Origin of the sequence: Psychrobacter sp. BF1 (assembly GCF_019279065.1) — a bacterium.
Classification (GTDB): Bacteria; Pseudomonadota; Gammaproteobacteria; order Pseudomonadales; family Moraxellaceae; genus Psychrobacter; species Psychrobacter urativorans.
Map to the genome: position 1 here is coordinate 34531 of NZ_JAGYWV010000006.1, position 18387 is coordinate 52917.

Here is an 18387-nt window from a genome sequence, read left to right on the forward strand (position 1 = left end):
TACTAATTAACCGAATCTCTCAGAAACTAGCATTAGGCATTGATAAAGGGTGTATCTTCAAAAATCAAATTGGCTTTGTCAATATTACTAAAGTCAATTTCGAATGTTTCGTTATCAGTAGCGGTAAGCTGTAGTGATGAGCTATCCATACTGTCAAGCTTACCAGTGACTTTGCGGCGCTTCTTATCGCCTTCGCCTATGGCTTGTATCAAACGTAAGCTGACATTTTCACCAATATAGCCACGCATTTGCTCTTCTGAGAAAAACGCCCGATCAAAACCAGGTGAAGATACTTCTAAAATATACTCACCAGCGATAGGATCGTGAACTTCTAGGATCCCACTGACTTGATGATTTACCGCAGCACAGTTTTCGATAGTTACTTGCTTATCTTCCGCTTGCTCTTCAGGCAAAGCTTCAATATAGATACGCAGTAATGAGCGACGGCCTTGCGGTACAAACTCTACGCCCCATAGTGCGACATCGCATGCCGCTACTGCTGGAGCAATAATATTAGTTAACTCTGCAACTTTAGTCGAAAGTTTCATAATTTATTTATATTTTCCTATTTGCTTATTAATCTAATCGCTTAATCTAGCTTATTTAACATTACTGTCTTTGATTAACTATTTTTTAGCGCAATTATGTCTTTTATTAGCCTACTTCTATTGTATATTGCGCTCGTTTAAAAGTTTACAACAGATAGTTTATAATAAAAAATGACTCATGCGGTAAGTAATCGAAAGAGAGTTGAATGCTATGGTCGACTCACTACGCTACAGCGAGGATCATCGAGCTCTATGGGTTTAGAGCTTAGCATAAGTAGATAGATACCGCGGTAATACAGACTAACAGATACAAAAAAACCCACAAACATGATGGTGGGCTAATTTACACTGAGAATTTAGTGTACAACAATCAGTATTAAAAAAAGTGGTAGCGGGGGCTGGATTTGAACCAACGACCTTCGGGTTATGAGCCCGACGAGCTACCAGACTGCTCCACCCCGCAACAATTTAGAATGCATATTATAGGTAGTTTTTATAGAAGTGTCAACGTTTATTTTAAATAAACTTTTAAACTAACGCTTCTATCAATTTACTGCCTTTATTGACGCTATGCTACGTCAAAACTTGGTGCGATTGGGGGGACTTGAACCCCCACAGCTTTCGCCACCACCCCCTCAAGATGGCGTGTCTACCAATTCCACCACAATCGCTTACTGCTAAGTACTGTGTAAAATATGCTAACTGCTTTTAGAGTAGGTATCAGCTGCAAACACTGTCATGAGGATGACATCGAATCATATAGAAGTGAAAGTAATATTATATACGCTTCTATAGTAATCCTAGCTGCTGAGCTCTGAAAACAGGAGGGCATTGTAAAACGAACTTGGCGAAATAGCAAGGCTTTCAACAAAAATGACCGTAACTTTAGGATAAAGCCTAATTCAATACTGTCCAATGCTTGTATAAGCTAAGCCAAGCACGTTAATTACTGTGGATTCTGAGTGAGTGGACGTGGGGTCTGTGGCGCTGACACTGGGGCATCTAAGCGAAACTGATCTTCTGCTTGTTTACGAGCATGCACAGCTAAGGTCATACTAGTAATAAAAAACACTACTGTTAACACCGCAGTAGCGCGAGTCAAAAAGTTTGCAGTACCAGCAGCACCGAATACGGTACCCGAGGAACCTGCCCCAAAAGAAGCCCCAGCGTCTGCCCCTTTACCATGCTGAATCAAAATCAAGCCAATCATGGCAATCGCCACTATGATGTGCAGGGCTAATATAAACGTAAACATGCTGGCCTCTTTTGCCGCCTGATGACGACTGATAACGGAAATTAAATCTTCAATTGATAATAACAGCGAGCTAAGCTTGTTAAAAACCCAGTTAGCAGCTAAGCAAATTTTAACGCTAATAAACCTAAGCCCATAAAAAACCCTTATAGCACTAGATTCTATAAAAAAACATAGTTCCTACAAGCTATCCTTTATAAGAGTTAGGCTTGCTAAAAACTAGGTTGTTTAAATAAGGCGCATTGTACACGATTGCAAGGGTACTATTAAAGTGACTTTTATCGACTTATTATTGCGCAATCACCTAACTTAGGTAACCGTACTCCAATTGGGTGTTATTCATTGAAATGAGTAACTTAGGCTTTAGCGCGATTGAAGGCGGCAGCGATTGCCATAAAACTGTCAGATTTCAATGCAGCACCACCGACTAGTGCCCCATTAATCATAGGGCTAGTAGCAAAACTATCAGCATTATCTGCATTAACACTACCGCCATATAATACCGCAAACTCAGGTAGGCTAGTATCAAAACTTGCTAAGGTTTGCTTAATATAGGCATGGGTAGCTGTCACTTCAGCAACCGTAGGCACTTTACCTGTGCCTATCGCCCAAACTGGTTCATAGGCAATGATTAATCTGTCAGCTAAGCTTAGCGCTGAGTCACCTTGCAACACTGGCTGTGTTAGTAAGTCTTTGACGACCGCTAATTGCTCATCCAGCACTGCAAAAGTCTGTTGCGCGTCATACTGTTCTTGAGTCTCACCCACGCAAAACACAGCACCTAAATTTTGCGTAAGCGCATGACAGAGTTTACTTATAAGGGTGTCATTGGCTTCTTGATGATATTGACGACGCTCTGAGTGTCCCAATATTGTCCATGTAGCACCAGCATCAGCGACTTGCTGCGCTGAGCAATCGCCAGTATAAGCACCAGTACTATCGCTGTGAGCACTAATATTTTGTGCCGCACATAACATCGACGTACCCTGCAAGCGTGCACTGACTGTGGCAAGATGCACACAACTAGGCGCGACCATCAGTTGGCATTGTGCTGTGCTAGTAGAGGCAGTATCGTTTACAGCTAATAGGCTGTCTAATAGCTTATTAACATCATTATTCGTGGCCGGATTTTGCTTCCAGTTTCCAATTACCCAAGCTTGCATCACTCATCTACCTTCTGTCACGTATCATCGTCGATTTGACCTATATGCGCGCCAGTATAACAAATATTTATCAACTGCTATAGCCTAGTGTAATGATGCCGAGATATAACTCAGTTGTTTGTAAGGTGGTTAAGGGTTATTAGCGGTGATTAGCAGTCGTCAGCGGTGATTAAGTTTTTAGTATGAATCACTCTACAGCAATGATTGCAGAGCGCTTATATGGCTCACTGATGGTGACTATAAAACATAAAAAAATTAGCTCAAGCACTGAGCCGATACTCGCCGCTATAAACTGTCATGTTTCTTGCATGTATTTATCTAATAACATTTCTAATATTGTGTCTAATATTTACTTATAGCTTTATCTAAGACAGTTGCTATATAGCTTAGTTAAAGTCGCTCTCTTATTTAGACCAGCGCTGGCATGGCGAAGATTAGCACCTTTTCTAGCTATTACTTTTGGTTTAGCCGATAACCGTAAGGCGCTTGATTGCGCTTAGAGATATACCGTTACCGCTAGCGTTGCGATAGTTAAATGATGAAAAGTTAAATGATAAGACACAGCCTTATAAATATGCTTGAGCTATATCTTGTATTAAAGGAAAGCACTTATGACTACTCCCACTAACAAATTTGGCGGACTAGCTCAGCAGTTGATATATGCCGGCTTAGTCACTGAAGCCCATATGCATAGTGCCCAAACTGAAGCACAACAGCAAAAAATGGGACTAGTATCTTATTTAGTAGATAACAAGATGGCCGATGCTTATCAACTTGCTTGCTTACTATCGGAATCTTTTGGCGATCCTTTATTCGATCTTGATACTATTAGTAGCGACATTATCCCTAAAGGACTAGTCGATGAAAAAATCGTCCGTAAGTTTAACGCTTTGCCCATTTTTAAGCGTGGTCAGCGTCTTTTTGTTGCCTTAAGTGACCCTACTCGCATTGATGCTATAGATGCTATGGCGTTTAATTCACGGCTGTCTATCGAAACCGTGCTAGTTGAAGACCATAAGCTCAAAAAGTGTATCGATAGTTTCTATGCCGATACTATGCAAAGTTTCAGTAGCTTCGCTGACAGCGATCTAAGTCTTAACTTTGAAGAAAGTACCGAGGACGATAACGAAACCCGTGTTAACGATAGTGTCGATGAAGCTCCGGTAGTGAAATTTGTCAATAAAATGTTAGTTGATGCTATACGCATGGGGGCATCCGACCTACATTTTGAGCCTTATGAAAAGACTTATAGAGTACGCTTTCGCGTCGATGGGGTCATGCAAAAAATAGCTAACCCGCTAGTGCAGCTAGCCAATAAAATCGCTTCGCGTTTAAAGGTAATGTCACGAATGGACATCTCCGAGCGCCGAGTGCCACAAGATGGTCGTATCAAGCTGAAACTGTCCAAAAACAAGGCTATTGATTTTCGGGTTAACTCCTTACCTACGCTATTTGGCGAAAAAATTGTCCTGCGTATCTTAGATCCTTCGTCAGCTATGTTAGGTATCGACGCTTTAGGCTACGAACCTGACCAAAAAAGTCTATTTATGGAGGCCCTGAGCAAACCTCAAGGTATGCTATTAATTACTGGTCCTACTGGTTCAGGTAAAACTGTATCTCTTTATACGGGTATCAATATTCTTAATACGGGCGAAACTAATATTTCAACAGCAGAAGATCCGGTGGAGATTAACCTAGAAGGTATCAACCAAGTCAACGTCAATCCCAAAGTAGGGTTAACTTTTGCTAACGCTTTAAAGTCATTTTTGCGTCAAGATCCCGATATTGTCATGGTCGGCGAGATTCGTGATTTAGAAACCGCTGAAATTGCTATTAAGGCGGCACAAACGGGTCACTTAGTATTATCGACTTTGCACACCAACTCTGCCCCTGAAACCCTAACACGACTCAAAAATATGGGGGTAGCCTCATTCAATATTGCCACTTCAGTTAACTTAGTTATCGCCCAACGCTTGGCAAGACGACTGTGCAAAAACTGTAAAAAGCCCATCGATGTGCCACGCAAAAGTCTGTTAGAGCTTGGCTTTACTGCAGATCAGCTAGAGATGCCAGAAAACATTATCTATGAACCAGTAGGCTGTAGTGACTGTCGAGAGGGCTATAAGGGTCGAGTTGGTATTTATGAAGTAATGAAAGTAAGTCCAGATATCTCTCGTATCATTATGGAAGAGGGTAACGCCATTGATATAAAAGATGCGGCTGTCAAAAATGGTTTTCGTGACTTGCGTCATTCCGGTATTTTGAAGGTGTTGCATGGAGTGACTAGTATTCAGGAGATCATGTGAGTTACTTCTGATTAAGTTTAGCGCCTACTTATAGCTCAACAGGAATAACTAATACCTTATAACTTATGATTATTTAGCACAATTCGAGGACAGAGCGATGGCAAAAGTTAAAACCGATATGCTACTAGATTTCGTCTATGATGGAGTGAATCGCCGCGGACAAAAAGTGAAAGGGGAAACCACTAGTCACAGTTTAGAGCTGGCCAAAGCCACCTTACGTAAACAAGGTATTACTGTTAAAGCTATCAAAAAAAAGCCCAAGGCACTTTTCCAATTTAAAAAGCCTATCAAAGCCATCGATATTGCAATTTTTTCACGCCAGCTGGCGACTATGATGAAGGCTGGCGTGCCATTGACCCAATCTTTTGAAATCGTTGCTGATTCATTAGACAATCCCACTATGAAAATTTTGGTGTTGCAAATTAAGGCTGATATTGAGTCAGGTAGTAGCTTTTCTTCAGCACTACGCCGCCATCCCCGATATTTCGATAACCTGTTCTGCTCTTTAGTCGAATCCGGTGAACAGTCAGGAGCGCTGGAGACTATGCTTGATCGCGTTGCTACTTATAAAGAAAAAAGCGAGCTCCTAAAAGCAAAAATCAAAAAAGCAATAAAGTATCCGATAGCCGTGGTCGTAGTGGCGATTATTGTTACTATGATTTTATTGATCAAAGTAGTGCCGGTATTTTCAGATTTATTTGAGTCTTTTGGTGCTGAGCTACCGGCTTTTACCCAAATAGTAGTCAGTATCTCAGAGTGGATGCAAGCATGGTGGTTTGTGCTAATCATCCTCATTGGGGGCGCTACTATCGGTTTCTCTGAGGGTAAAAAACGCTCTAAAAAGTTGCGCGATCTTTTGGATAGGGCTATCCTAAAAACCCCAATATTTGGCAAAATTGCTTATCAAGCCGTTATCGCGCGATTTTCACGTACCCTATCGACAACTTTTGCTGCTGGTGTGCCGTTGATTGACGCTTTGCAGTCTACTGCTGGAGCCACTAATAATGTGGTGTTTTATAATGCTACTCAGCAAATAAAAAACGACGTTTCAACGGGTCAGCAGCTACAGTTCTCTATGCGCTCAACCAATTTGTTTCCTAGTATGGCCATCCAGATGGTCGGCATCGGCGAAGAGTCCAGTAGCTTAGAGGAAATGCTGGATAAAGTAGCTGTCTATTACGAAAACGAAGTTGATAATGCGATTGATGGTTTGACTAGCTTGATGGAGCCTTTTATTATGTCAGTGCTAGGGGTGCTCGTGGGCGGCTTAGTTATTGCCATGTACTTGCCAATCTTCCAGATGGGTTCAGTAATAGGCTAAAGGCTTTATTATTTACAATAAAAGCTTGTTAACTAAAACCTTAAGCTTGACACTTTACCTTGGACATTTGATGCAACTGATCGAATTATTACAACTGAATCTGACTGTAGCCCTAATAACATTCACTATATTAGGGCTGTGTGTAGGCAGTTTTTTGAACGTGGTTATCCACCGTATTCCGCTGATGATGCAGTATGAGTGGCGCCAAGAGTGCAGTCAATTTTTAGCTCAGCAGCCAGACATGCCGCAGAATCAAGCCGCGACTATAACTTCGATAGTCGCTAAAGATATACCCATCACTTTAAGTAAACCGGCATCACACTGTCCTCGCTGTACCCATAAAATACAGTGGTATGAAAACATCCCTGTTATTAGCTGGCTACTGTTGCGTGGACGCTGCTCTCACTGTAAAACGTCTATTAGCCTGCGTTACCCTAGCGTTGAATTGCTCACCGCCTTGCTCTCTGGGTTGGTTATTTATCACTTTGGTGTTAGCGCCGTTGGACTCTCAGCACTAATACTAGTATGGACTCTGATAGCGCTAACTGGTATTGACTTCGATACTCAGCTGTTGCCTGATCGTTTCACTTTTCCACTAGCTGGACTGGGCCTAGCAGTCAACTCACAAGGCTGGTTCGTCACCCCAACCCAATCAATTTGGGGCTTACTATTGGGATTCTTGTCTTTATGGATCGTGGTAAAAGTATTTTATCTAATCACCAAAAAACAAGGTATGGGGCAAGGTGATTTTAAGCTATTAGCCGTATTGGGCGCTTGGCTAGGACCGCTAATGCTGCCATTTATTATCTTACTGTCCTCACTATTAGGCTCTGTTGTCGGTATAGCTTTGCTGAAAAAACATGGCGAAAGTAAGCCTTTTGCGTTTGGCCCTTATATTGCCATCGCTGGTATCATCGCTTTGTTGTATGGTAATGATATTACCAGTTGGTATTTAAACATGTATCTCTGATAAGCGCTGATTATTAGGCTGATGAATTAGCTAGCGCTGCTTTACAATATTATAATGTAATGCCCACAAGCTTTTTGGATGCCAGCGTTAAGCTAACAACTAGACTTAATACTATAGCTAAAATCTTAAACTCTCTTTCCAGCTAAATTTATGGTAAATTACGCTAACTATCACTGTTAGCTGCTGAAATTTTTATCATTAATGGTTAGCAGCCTCTTATTCATTCATTTGTCAAATAAGTTACCTTTATGAGCATAAATAGTACCTCTTCAGCGTCCAATATAAGTCAGAAAATAACGCCTGCGCAAACTATTAGCAAAGCTAAGAGTAATAGGCTAGTGGTAGGTTTGACAGGTGGGATTGGTAGTGGCAAATCAGCTACTAGTGCTTGGTTTGCAGCGCAAGGTATCGACATTATTGATGCTGATGTCATTGCTCATCAAGTCGTAGTAAGAGGCAGTCCTACCTTACGTAAAATCCAGAAAAAATTTGGTGATTGGGTCATTAATGCTAATGGAGATATGGATCGCGCCGCAGTTCGTAATCATGTTTTTACTTCTCCTGATGCACTTATGGAGCTTGAGTCTATCACTCATCCAGCCATACGTGAGGCAGCAAAAGAGCAACTGGCGGCTAGTAACTCCGCTTATGTCGTATTGTCAGCGCCCCTATTAATAGAAGCTGCTGAAGCGGGATTGGCCAATTTATGCCAGCGTATTTTGGTGATTGATGCTACAGAAGATACGCAGCTAACGCGTGCCAGCTTGCGTGATACTCAAAGTGTACCGAAGATCAAAGCTATTATGGCTAATCAACTCAGTCGTGAACAGCGTAACAGCCATGCTGATGATGTGGTCACTAATGATGATAATCTAGCTGCATTGCATCTGCAGCTAGAACCCTTACATCAAGTTTACTTGGCCCTTACTCAGCAGCTAAGGTGCGCTGCCGATTAACTTCATATAAGGCCATGCCAGTAGCGACACTGACATTAAGGCTTTGCAAGTTGCCGTACTCATTGCCTGACATAGGGATATAGACTAGCTCGTCGCAGCTCTCAGTCGTTAATCTACGCATGCCCTCACCTTCTGAGCCCATAATCAACGCTGTTTTACCCGTTAGATCAGCAGCATGAATGGGCTTGGCATCAGCATCTAGTGCGGTACCGAAGACAAAGACTCCCGCTTGTTTGATTTTTGCTAGCGTCCGCGCCAGATTAGTCACACTGATAATAGGCATCATCTCAGCTGCCCCTACTGACACTTTAGCTACTGTTGGGGTTAAGCTGGCAGCATGATGCTTAGGACAAACTACTGCGTCCACACCCATTGCCACTGCAGTTCGTAAGCAAGCACCAAAATTATGGGCATCAGTGATTTGATCGAGTACTAATAATAAACAGTCATCACGCTCGGACAAAGTATCCAGTAATCCTTCGTCAGCAAAACCCAAAGGGCGTGCATGCAGAACTACCCCTTGATGCTGAGGACTGCCACACAGCTGAGTCAAGTTATCTTTTTGGGTCGGCTGGATACTCACTCCATTGCTTTTGGCTTGCTCGATAATAGCTTGCACACTACTGTCGCTCTCACGACCTTGCTGCACAAACAGGCTGAGGGCATCTAGAGGACGATGGTCAAGTAAGGCATCGATAGCGTGAATACCGTAGAAATAGCTGGGTTTTGCCATAATAGTTCTGCCGATTGATTAAATTATAATTGAGGGTAGCACAAGCTAGAGGCTAAAAATTTGCGACTGCTATTAGAAGTTGCAGTTGCTGCGCTGCTTAATAGCTTAATAGCTTAATAGCTTAATAGCTTAATAGCTTAATCTAAGACTATTAGTCTAGACCAATCGAAAAGAAACAAACAAGATCATGATAATCCTATTTGTTTCTGGTTAATTTATTATTTTGACTAAAATTATTTGCCATTAAGCTAGCCCAGTAAGAGTAGCTAGGCCCTTTAAGCAATCAAGCTCAAAGTTAGCCTTCTAAATGGCAGACATATTGTACGATTTCTTCGGTACGTAAATTGAAGCTACTGTTGCCCTCAACTACGAAAGACTGGCCGGCGCGATAATAGGAAAACTCTTCGTCGCCATTGATTTTGACTTCACACTCTCCGCTGATAATCTCAATACGCTCTGAGGTATTAGTACTAAATTGATATTGCTCGACAGTGGTATCTGACGGCAGAATAACGCCTAAAGTCTTGTGACGACCATCTTCGAACATAACAGTATGGCTTGAACAACGCCCATCATACGATATGCTTGCCTGAGTGTTTACGGTTACATTAGTAAATTGTGCCGCTGTCATAGTGGCTTCCTTATCAAATAATTAATGCTAAACTAAAAAATAAGTCTTGCTTTGATGCTTAGTTTTAATACTCAGCTTTGGTAATAAGTTGTAGCTACTGATCATTCTTACAATCAAAAAATATCTTGAGTGGCTATTTCCAAAATAACAACTGGTTTGTAATAATAAACTTTATATAGCAACTGCTTAAGTTATAGAGCCTATATAATTTGCTACTTAGATATCTTATCTTTCAAAACTAAGTTACTGTTTTATATACTTAATATGACTTTAGGGTTAACCTACATAAGCTTTATAGAGCTTACTAAACTACAGGTTACCTGAAGTATTTATGTGACTATTTTGCGCTTAAGTGAGATTATGCTACCACATTACGTCTGTAAAGTTTGTTATTGTGTGACTAAAAATATAGTTTTCTTAGTAGATTTAGCAAGGACTAATCGACCATAGTAAGGCTTATATGTTGCCATTAGATGACTGTCTATTTCTAGTTTATAGCTATAGAATACTGGCTAATGACTATAGTGGTTGATACTAAACATATAGGTTGAACGGTATGTTTTGTAAGGTAGACGGTATATTAATGCAAAATTTATTCTTGCCTTAATTTACAGTAACTCTGACAGAAAACCTATTTGTATTTAGCAAGCTTTGACACCATAAAGCACTGATCTTTTCTTAAGTTTTTTAGTAATATTATTTTGCATAACACCCTAAATATTTTAGCTACTAATTAGACATTAGTAACTCATCATGAGAGGCTTTGATGCTTTTATCATTAACCTTATACCAGTTTGCGCTAATTGCTAAGCATGAGTTAAGCGTTGCCGAAGGCTTCAATGTCATCACTGGTGAAACAGGTGCAGGCAAGTCGCTATTACTTGATGCTTTATCACTATGTATAGGCGAACGTGCCGATAGTGCTATGGTTAGGCACGGAGCTGATCATGCTGATATCTATGCCCAATTCGACGTCACGGCTAATAGCGTAGTCGCTGAGTGGTTCAAAGATCATGAGCGGGCTTTGGATGATCAAGAGATATTAATACGGCGTCAGCTTAGTAATAACGGTCGCTCAAAAGCTTGGCTCAACGGCACGCCCGTTAGCTTAGCAGAGCTAAAGAGCTTAGGCGCTTTGCTAGTAAATATTCATAGTCAGCACGCCCAACAAGCCTTACTTAAGCCGCAATTTGTGGTGCAGTGGCTTGATGAAATGGCGCAGATAACTGCTTTAGCGTTACAAACTGCTAGCAGCTATCAACAGTATCAACAATTAAAACGCCGCGCTGAAGATATCGCTAATCGCCAAGCCCAACGTCAAGATCGTATCCAACTGCTACACAGCCAATTGAATGATATCGCCCCACTATTAAGTGTCGATTACCATGATATTGAGTCAGAGCATGAAGAGTTGTCTAATATTGAGGCTTTGATGCAAGAGGCCAGTCATGGTTTGTACTTGCTCGATAACGATACCGATGAGCCTGACGTCATGACTCTGCTTGGGCAAGCGATCAAGCTTTGTGATCATCAGATAGGTGTTAGTCAAACTTTTGGACAAGTCTCAGAGCAGCTGCATTTAGCCCAGCAACAGATCACTGAGGTGACTGCATTACTTTCTGACTATGCTGAGCAGCAACTACCTGATCCTGAACGCTTGCAAGAGCTAGATAGCCTGATTAGTCTTGGTCATCGCTTGTCACGTAAGCACAACTTGCCAGCGAACGACTTAATTGTTGAAGCAAAAGTTTGGCAGCAACAGTTAGAGCTATTAGAAAATGAGCCTAGTAGCGATGTGCTTGCCGCACAGATTGAAGAGGCTTGGCAACAATATATGCAGTTGGCGAAGAAGCTCAATGCTAAGCGTACTAAAGCGGCGCCTACTGTTTGCGATCGGTTGGTAGCGCAGCTACAACCTCTAGCCTTACCGAATGCGCGCTGTGAGTTTGTATTCACTGCTAGAGACCCAGCTCAGTACAACGCCCAAGGCTGTTATGATATCGATTTGCTGTTTAGTGCTAACGTTGGCATGCCTATGCAACCGCTGCATAAGATCGCCTCGGGTGGTGAGCTGTCACGCATGGCGCTAGTGATGCAAGTACTACAAGTGACTAATGCTGACAATAATGCCGCTAAACCTATGCTAGTATTCGATGAAGTCGATGTCGGTATCAGTGGTGGTACTGCGCAAGTGGTTGGCGAGTTACTGCGCACTTTGGGTCAAACTCAACAGCTACTAGCCATCACCCATCAAGCGCAAGTAGCCGCCCAAGCGCACCAGCATATTTTAGTACAAAAGCATCATCATGAGCAGACCCAAAGCGAGCTGGTGATCCTAACTGAAGAAGCGCAAGTGAATGAGCTGGCACGTATGTCAGGTGGGGTGATCATTACTGATGTTACTCGTGATCACGCTCGTAGTCTGCTCACTGATGTTAAATAACTAGCTGATAACCAAGATGGCTCACTTTAGCTAAATAGCATTGAGCTAAGCTACGGCTTGCCGGTTGATTACTGCTGAGCAAGCATTTCATATGTTGATTTATTAGTTACTATCGCCATATAGTAGTGTCTCCCTTCTCTTACTTACGTTGTGCCTGTCCTTATGTCTAAAGCCAATTTGACTCATCACTTCTTAATTGCAGCACCAGAATTGTCAGACCCCAGGTTTGAACAAGCGCTGATCTATATTTGTCGTCATGACAAGCATGGAGCCTTAGGTTTGATGGTCAATCGTCCGCTTGAACAGTCTCGTGTGGGTAAACTGCTGGAAGACTTAGATATTGAAGTCACTGACTTACAGGTGATGGATGACTTAGCCTTAGAAGGTGGCCCTATGTATCCTGAGATTGGTTTTGTACTGCATACTGGTCAACCTGATTGGGCCTCTTCATTCGCTATATCAGAGAATGTCTGCATTACTACTAGTCAAGATATTCTCAAGCGTATTGCTGCTGGTCAAGGGGTTGGGCATTATCAGCTGTGCTTAGGTCATGCCAGCTGGGGCAGAAAGCAATTAGAGCAAGAGCTAAACAATGGCGACTGGTTAGTCTGCCCTGCTGATTTAACCCTATTATTCGATACCCCCTTTGATGAGCGTTGGCATTTAGCTGCTGATAAGATCGGCGTTAACTTTGACTACCTCAGTAGTGATATCGGTCATGCCTGAGGTAACAATAAAAATAGCTATTGCCGCCATTGATACTGCCAAATAGCTGATGTCAGCTAGCAAAAGTAAGTTAAACTGACTTGCATTCAACTAATAATAGTAAGAATAGAAACGTAGGACTGCCCTTTGGATAGTAATGTGCTCGCCGAAACAATCGATCAACGTGTAGATGTCTCTGCTATTAAGCCCCATTTGGTTTTAGGCTTGGATTATGGAGTCAAAAAGATGGGTATGGCGCTTGGTAATACTATTACTGAGACCGCCAGAGCTTTTGATATTTTAGTGATGCACAATGGCCAACCTGATTGGGATAACCTATTAGGAATTATAAAAGTTTGGGGCGTGACCCAAGTCATTGTTGGTTTGCCATTAAATATGGATGGCAGTAGCTCTATGCTGTCCAAGCGTGCGAATAAGTTTGCCCGGCGTTTGGCGCATCGGTTAGTCGAGCAACATTTGCCAGTGACGGTAAAAATGTGTGACGAGCGCTTGACCTCAGTAGGAGCACGTGAGATAGCTTGGGAACAAGGCTGGATTAAGCATGAGCGCGATCCTATTGATGACATTTCTGCTTGTATCCTGCTATCTACTTACTTCACTGATCCTGATAGTGCGCTGGCGATTGATACTATTAAGGCTGAGTAATAGAGCGACCAATAACGCCGATTAATAGAACGACAAGCTAGCTTTTAAAGCCTCATTACTTAACCGGATAAACTGCTAATAATTATGCCTACTGTTTCAGAGCAAGCAACCCAGCATGGCTTTGCCCCACTTGCCATAGCTCGCATCAAAGGCGCACAACGGGCCAATCAAATAGCGATCTATTTGCTGTACGCAGCGATTATCGCTTTTATGGTGTTTGGCACTATTGCTAGCATCAAGATGTTCCATGACAGCGCCCTGCTATATCGGCTATTTTTTAATCTACCTTATGCGCTGATCGCCCTTACTATCCCCATCACCCTTTATGATGCGTTGGTTATCTATCGCTATCGACTTAGTCAAGCGTCGATGGTTATTATGAGCATCGGGGTATCTACTATCATACTTATCGGTGGCTTGATCTTTGCAGATACCGCCTGGTTAGGGCTGTCTTGCTGGCTTGGCGTTGCGTTTTTATTCAAGTCTAACTTTAAGCGATTTTTTGATTTTTTAGCCTTGCAAGATGAGCTCGAAGATACCGAAGAAGGGCTATAAAATACTAGCTAACAATACTATTAGTTAATAATGCTATTAGTTGAAAAAATTCAGCTATACAATAGTTTCTAAACTTATTTACTCTAATTAATTTGTAATACTAAAACTATGACAACTCTAAGCCCCGACACTGCTATTGACCATCATTTGGACACTCAAGGGCTGATATGCCCTGAGCCGGTGATGCTGCTGCATAAAACTATCCGTAAAGCTGATGCTGGTGATATTATCGAAATACTCGCCACTGATCCGGCAACCACTCGCGATATTCCTAATTTTTGTCGCCATTTGGGTCATACGCTTGTGCATCAAGAAACCTTAGATGCCACACCAACTTATCGCTATCTAGTAAAGAAAAAGAGCGCTTAATAGTTACTATTTAGCGCTTATTAACTTGCCGATATTTAAGATAATAAATGCTAGCTATGGCGCACTTAAATTAGGACGCCACATATAGAAGTAAGCTAGCTTTGTGCTATAGACAATACATCATTCACCAGTTAAAGGTAGGCCGCGTGTTAGCAACAGAAAAGCAGTATGTGCATTGGCAACAAAACCAAAACTCACGCAGTGCTCGCTGGTTATCTGAGAGCAATCAGCTACCGCCTGCACGTATTGTGTTGGTTGATGATAAGACTACCGCAGATCAGGCTTACCGTTTAGCTTGCGAAGGCACTTCACTGCTATGGAATGGTGACTTTCATAATGCCCGACAATTACTACAAGCGCTCACTCGGCGTATTGAGCGCACTAATAAGCGTTCTGAACAGCGCAAAACCAGCAAAGCCGCTACTGCGGCTGATAATGCTGATGACACTACAAACCAATGCTTAGCAACAGCAAAACAGATACCCAACTTGTTTCATCAGCAACGCCAAGCCCAAGCCCAGCGCTCACGAATATTAAGCCGTTTGCTATTAGAGCTTGCTCCAGGTTATAGCAGCCAGCTACGTCGGGCCCCTGATATGACAGCTGCTTGTACCGCTGCTTTTGGTGAGCTAGATGAACCTTGCTTATTATCGTTTCGTGACCTGCAAGGTGCTTTAGGGGCAGCACAGTGGCGTGCCAAAGGAGTCCCGATTAAAGGCTTGGACTTATCGATTTTTCCGCATTATGGGGTCTTTGCTCCAACCCGTCATGAGTATGTGCAGCTATTACTCGACGCCCCACTGCCAGCTAGTTGTGATGTGGCCTTTGACATTGGTAGCGGCACAGGCTTACTAGCTATTATCTTAGCGCAGCGCGAATTAAAGCAAGTGATTGCGACGGACTTAAATCCGCGCGCTATGGCTTGTGCCAGTGACAACTTTATGCGCTTAGGATTATCTAATGTGCAATTGCAACAAGCAGATTTGTTCCCTACTGCGGCACCTTTGGCCAATCTGATTGTCTGTAATCCTCCTTGGTTACCCGCTAAGCCAAGCTCACCATTAGAATATGCAGTCTATGATGCTAATAGTGCGATGTTGCGTGGGTTTTTGCAGGGTGCAAAACAGCACTTAGCTGCGCAAGGAGAGGTGTGGCTGATTCTGTCAGACTTAGCGGAGCATTTGCAATTGCGAACACGTGATGAGTTATTAGGCTGGTTTGTAGCTGCCGGTTTAGCAGTGAAGTATCGTCTCGATACTCGTCCTAAGCATGGCCGTAGTCAAGACGACACTGATCCATTATTTGCTGCACGCAGTAGCGAAGTTACTTCACTATGGTGCTTGCAACCTGCGTAGAGTCTCAGTGACAAACTATAAAAAACATAAATACTATCTAGCAAATACTATCTAACAAAATTTTCCTAAAGTAGGATAAATACGCTAGCAATTCTCTATTAACATGCTGAGCATCGATGCATCATTAGTGTTATTAGTATAGCTAAGTGATAATCTTCTAAAGCCCTTAGCTATGCTATTCTGTCTTTACACCCACTGAGTATTGTCTTATGAGCCGTGATCGCGCCGTACAGCAGCGCCAACCAAAAGCGCTAGCCGTAGATGATGAACCGACTTATATCACTGAATTTCGTCAAGCGATGCTGGCGCGTGGTTTAGCGACACGCACCCGTAATGCTTATGTCCGTGATCTACGCTCTTGTGAACAAACTAGTCATAGCGCCCTGACTCGCTGGCAGTCTGATGAAGTGCTGCATTGCTTATCTGTGCTGGCCGTCGAGGGCAAAACCCCACGCACTCAAGCCCGTATGCTCTCCAGCCTACGTCAGTTCTATCTATGGATGATTGCTAGTAACTTACGTGAAGATAATCCCTGCGAACGTATAAAAACCCCGAAGATTGGCCGTCCCCTACCCAAAGACTTGTCAGAAGCTAATGTCGATAACTTACTAGCTGCGCCTGATAGCAGCACCTCACTGGGACTGCGCGATAAGGCTATGTTAGAGGTGCTCTATGCTTGTGGTCTACGAGTCAGCGAACTGGTCAATTTATCAATAGAACAAGTCAACTTAAATGCCGGCTGGCTACAAATCACTGGTAAAGGTAATAAAACCCGTTTAGTACCGTTAGGTGAATATGCCGCTGATGCCCTTGAGGATTATTTAACTCATGGTCGTAGCGACCTAATCGCTCATTTAAAAGCAGGTAATTGCCAAGCAGTGTTTTTGACGGCGCAAGGGGGCTATATGACCCGGCAAAACTTTTGGTATTTGATTAAGAAGTACGCCAAAATTGCCAGTATCGATAAAGACTTATCACCGCATACGCTACGCCACGCCTTTGCAACTCATTTATTAAACCATGGTGCAGATTTGCGTAGCGTGCAGCTATTGCTGGGTCATAGCGATTTATCAACAACGCAGATATATACCCATGTAGCGACTGCTAGATTGCAAAGGCTTCATGCTGAACATCATCCGCGTGGTTAAGGTTCTTATTTTATTAAATATTTCATCATAATAATGCTTCTAAGGACGAGAAACTATAATGAAAATTTTAAAAAATATTTCCTTTTACAGAATTGTAGTCATAGTGTTCTCATTGGGAATTACAATTCCTTCTATGGCAACATACTTTCAAACAGTTGAATCTTTAGCAAAGCAAGGTAATGCTTATGCTCAACTCGGTCTTGCAACTATGTACTATGAAGGTCAGGGTAATAGACGAGATATGATTAGAATGGCTAACAGGCTTGCAGGGTTAGACAACTATGTTGGAGACGATTTTGATAATGAAGGTATTCCTAGGGATGATAAAAAGGCATTTGAGTGGTTTGAAAAAGCAGCTAATCAGGGGCTTGTAGAGGCTCAGTACAAACTTGCAGAAGCATATGATAAAGGTATAGGTGTATCTAAGGATAAGGCTAAAGCATTTAAATGGTATCAGAGCGCAGCTAACCAAGGTTTTAGTGATGCACAAAAAAGCGTCGGTTTAGCTTATTATTTTGGTGAAGGTGTCACTCAAAGTTATACCAATGCACTTATATGGTTCAAGAAAGCAGGTTATCAAGGTAATGAAGATTCTCAATATTTTGTTGGTTGGATGTACGCTAACGGTTTAGGCGTTTCTCAAGATTTCAATCAAGCAGTTGAATGGTATCGAAAAGCTGCTGAGCAAGGCGACCTTAATTCTCAAAAAGCTCTTGGTATAATTTATGATGAAGGAAAAGGTGTGCTTAAAGACGACAAAAAAGCATTTCAATGGTACGAAAAGGCAGCCGAGCAAGGCAATACATTTTCGCAATATACTGTCGGGTCTATGTATGAAGAGGGTCGAGGTGTTAAGCAGAATTATAAGAAGGCGTTTGAATGGTATACAGAAGCAGCTGGTATGCAAGAAGGAATTGCGCAATTTAGGCTTGGTAAAATGTACTATGATGGCAAGGGTTTAGACCAGGATAAGACCAAAGCTATAAAGTGGTTTGGTAAAGCTTGTGAGAATCAAGAAGAGCGCGGGTGCGAGGCTTACCGAGAATTGAATTAGCGCGTAGGCTGGGTTTTTAACCCAGCGAATTAATAATTAAGCTAAAAAAATCACCCCATACGACACTGAGCGGAAATTCTGCTTTAATCCAGACTTTAAGTTCGATCCGTACATCTTGCTGGGTTAAAAACCCAGCCTACAGCAAAATTAACTTGATATGCAGTAGGTAGCGTAGTTATAGCACTGTATTTCGCTATTGATTGTAATCTGGA

Annotated in this window: 17 protein-coding genes and 2 tRNA genes; 12 read left to right on the top strand and 7 right to left on the bottom strand. The window is 42.3% G+C overall.

Features of this window, described 5'->3' with window-relative positions; translation table 11 throughout:
- Positions 1-32 precede the first annotated feature (32 nt).
- The 5 genes from rimP to tpiA form a co-directional block, all read right to left on the bottom strand.
- Positions 33-548, bottom strand: coding sequence for a ribosome maturation factor RimP (rimP, locus tag KZA12_RS08350; RefSeq protein ID WP_201623457.1), 516 nt, complete (start codon positions 546-548; stop codon positions 33-35).
- A 386-nt stretch (positions 549-934) separates the two neighbouring features.
- A tRNA-Met gene (locus KZA12_RS08355) sits at positions 935-1011 on the bottom strand.
- A gap of 123 nt (positions 1012-1134) precedes the next feature.
- A tRNA-Leu gene (locus tag KZA12_RS08360) sits at positions 1135-1219 on the bottom strand.
- Positions 1220-1494: 275 nt separating this feature from the next.
- Positions 1495-1803 (bottom strand): preprotein translocase subunit SecG, encoded by a 309-nt coding sequence (gene secG, locus KZA12_RS08365; protein WP_201617119.1) that lies wholly within the window; start codon positions 1801-1803, stop codon positions 1495-1497.
- Positions 1804-2156: 353 nt separating this feature from the next.
- A complete protein-coding gene (tpiA, locus tag KZA12_RS08370; protein WP_218689921.1) occupies positions 2157-2963 on the bottom strand; it encodes a triose-phosphate isomerase in 807 nt (268 codons plus the stop codon).
- 611 nt (positions 2964-3574) lie between these two features.
- Between tpiA and pilB the strand changes: the two genes are divergently transcribed.
- The 4 genes from pilB to coaE all read left to right on the top strand — a co-directional run bounded on the left by pilB (position 3575) and on the right by coaE (position 8516).
- On the top strand, positions 3575-5269 hold the full coding sequence (gene pilB / locus KZA12_RS08375) for a type IV-A pilus assembly ATPase PilB (protein WP_218689922.1): 1695 nt from the start codon (positions 3575-3577) through the stop codon (positions 5267-5269).
- A 97-nt stretch (positions 5270-5366) separates the two neighbouring features.
- Positions 5367-6590 (top strand): type II secretion system F family protein, encoded by a 1224-nt coding sequence (locus KZA12_RS08380; protein WP_218689923.1) that lies wholly within the window; start codon positions 5367-5369, stop codon positions 6588-6590.
- A gap of 70 nt (positions 6591-6660) precedes the next feature.
- Positions 6661-7560, top strand: coding sequence for an A24 family peptidase (locus KZA12_RS08385; RefSeq protein WP_306301025.1), 900 nt, complete (start codon positions 6661-6663; stop codon positions 7558-7560).
- Between the two features lie 248 nt (positions 7561-7808).
- Positions 7809-8516: a dephospho-CoA kinase gene (gene coaE / locus KZA12_RS08390; protein ID WP_218689924.1), complete on the top strand. Its 708-nt coding sequence runs from the start codon at positions 7809-7811 to the stop codon at positions 8514-8516.
- Here coaE and rlmB read toward each other — a convergent pair.
- Positions 8485-9249 carry a 23S rRNA (guanosine(2251)-2'-O)-methyltransferase RlmB gene (gene rlmB, locus KZA12_RS08395; protein ID WP_201623452.1) on the bottom strand — a complete coding sequence of 255 codons (765 nt, stop codon included), beginning with the start codon at positions 9247-9249 and terminating at the stop codon, positions 8485-8487. The two genes, coaE and rlmB, sit on opposite strands and share 32 nt — an antisense overlap.
- Before the next feature lie 295 nt (positions 9250-9544).
- A complete protein-coding gene (locus KZA12_RS08400) occupies positions 9545-9880 on the bottom strand; it encodes a pyrimidine/purine nucleoside phosphorylase (RefSeq protein ID WP_201623451.1) in 336 nt (111 codons plus the stop codon).
- Between the two features lie 766 nt (positions 9881-10646).
- Between KZA12_RS08400 and recN the strand changes: the two genes are divergently transcribed.
- From recN to KZA12_RS08440, 8 genes are all read left to right on the top strand, one after another.
- Positions 10647-12323: a DNA repair protein RecN gene (gene recN / locus KZA12_RS08405; protein WP_218689925.1), complete on the top strand. Its 1677-nt coding sequence runs from the start codon at positions 10647-10649 to the stop codon at positions 12321-12323.
- Positions 12324-12485: 162 nt separating this feature from the next.
- Positions 12486-13049 carry a YqgE/AlgH family protein gene (locus KZA12_RS08410; RefSeq protein ID WP_201623449.1) on the top strand — a complete coding sequence of 188 codons (564 nt, stop codon included), beginning with the start codon at positions 12486-12488 and terminating at the stop codon, positions 13047-13049.
- Positions 13050-13187: 138 nt separating this feature from the next.
- Positions 13188-13694 carry a Holliday junction resolvase RuvX gene (ruvX, locus tag KZA12_RS08415; protein ID WP_373416604.1) on the top strand — a complete coding sequence of 169 codons (507 nt, stop codon included), beginning with the start codon at positions 13188-13190 and terminating at the stop codon, positions 13692-13694.
- An 84-nt stretch (positions 13695-13778) separates the two neighbouring features.
- Complete coding sequence (locus KZA12_RS08420; RefSeq protein ID WP_218689927.1) at positions 13779-14249, top strand: hypothetical protein; 471 nt, start codon at positions 13779-13781, stop codon at positions 14247-14249.
- Positions 14250-14357: 108 nt separating this feature from the next.
- Positions 14358-14618, top strand: a complete 261-nt coding sequence (gene tusA, locus KZA12_RS08425; RefSeq protein WP_218689928.1) for a sulfurtransferase TusA — start codon at positions 14358-14360, stop codon at positions 14616-14618.
- 146 nt (positions 14619-14764) lie between these two features.
- Complete coding sequence (locus KZA12_RS08430) at positions 14765-15973, top strand: class I SAM-dependent methyltransferase (RefSeq protein ID WP_218689929.1); 1209 nt, start codon at positions 14765-14767, stop codon at positions 15971-15973.
- Positions 15974-16182: 209 nt separating this feature from the next.
- Positions 16183-17121, top strand: coding sequence for a site-specific tyrosine recombinase XerD (gene xerD / locus KZA12_RS08435; protein WP_218689930.1), 939 nt, complete (start codon positions 16183-16185; stop codon positions 17119-17121).
- 58 nt (positions 17122-17179) lie between these two features.
- Positions 17180-18175 carry an SEL1-like repeat protein gene (locus KZA12_RS08440; protein ID WP_218689931.1) on the top strand — a complete coding sequence of 332 codons (996 nt, stop codon included), beginning with the start codon at positions 17180-17182 and terminating at the stop codon, positions 18173-18175.
- Positions 18176-18387 lie beyond the last annotated feature (212 nt).

Excerpts from the sequence above, each read along its gene's own strand:
- rimP (WP_201623457.1), bottom strand. The coding sequence starts at position 548 with ATGAAACTTTCGACTAAAGTTGCAGAGTTAACTAATATTATTGCTCCA.
- secG (WP_201617119.1), bottom strand. The coding sequence starts at position 1,803 with ATGTTTACGTTTATATTAGCCCTGCACATCATAGTGGCGATTGCCATG.
- tpiA (WP_218689921.1), bottom strand. The coding sequence starts at position 2,963 with ATGCAAGCTTGGGTAATTGGAAACTGGAAGCAAAATCCGGCCACGAAT.
- pilB (WP_218689922.1), top strand. The coding sequence starts at position 3,575 with ATGACTACTCCCACTAACAAATTTGGCGGACTAGCTCAGCAGTTGATA.
- KZA12_RS08380 (WP_218689923.1), top strand. The coding sequence starts at position 5,367 with ATGGCAAAAGTTAAAACCGATATGCTACTAGATTTCGTCTATGATGGA.
- KZA12_RS08385 (WP_306301025.1), top strand. The coding sequence starts at position 6,661 with ATGCAACTGATCGAATTATTACAACTGAATCTGACTGTAGCCCTAATA.
- coaE (WP_218689924.1), top strand. The coding sequence starts at position 7,809 with ATGAGCATAAATAGTACCTCTTCAGCGTCCAATATAAGTCAGAAAATA.
- rlmB (WP_201623452.1), bottom strand. The coding sequence starts at position 9,249 with ATGGCAAAACCCAGCTATTTCTACGGTATTCACGCTATCGATGCCTTA.
- KZA12_RS08400 (WP_201623451.1), bottom strand. The coding sequence starts at position 9,880 with ATGACAGCGGCACAATTTACTAATGTAACCGTAAACACTCAGGCAAGC.
- recN (WP_218689925.1), top strand. The coding sequence starts at position 10,647 with ATGCTTTTATCATTAACCTTATACCAGTTTGCGCTAATTGCTAAGCAT.
- KZA12_RS08410 (WP_201623449.1), top strand. The coding sequence starts at position 12,486 with ATGTCTAAAGCCAATTTGACTCATCACTTCTTAATTGCAGCACCAGAA.
- KZA12_RS08420 (WP_218689927.1), top strand. The coding sequence starts at position 13,779 with ATGCCTACTGTTTCAGAGCAAGCAACCCAGCATGGCTTTGCCCCACTT.
- tusA (WP_218689928.1), top strand. The coding sequence starts at position 14,358 with ATGACAACTCTAAGCCCCGACACTGCTATTGACCATCATTTGGACACT.
- xerD (WP_218689930.1), top strand. The coding sequence starts at position 16,183 with ATGAGCCGTGATCGCGCCGTACAGCAGCGCCAACCAAAAGCGCTAGCC.
- KZA12_RS08440 (WP_218689931.1), top strand. The coding sequence starts at position 17,180 with ATGAAAATTTTAAAAAATATTTCCTTTTACAGAATTGTAGTCATAGTG.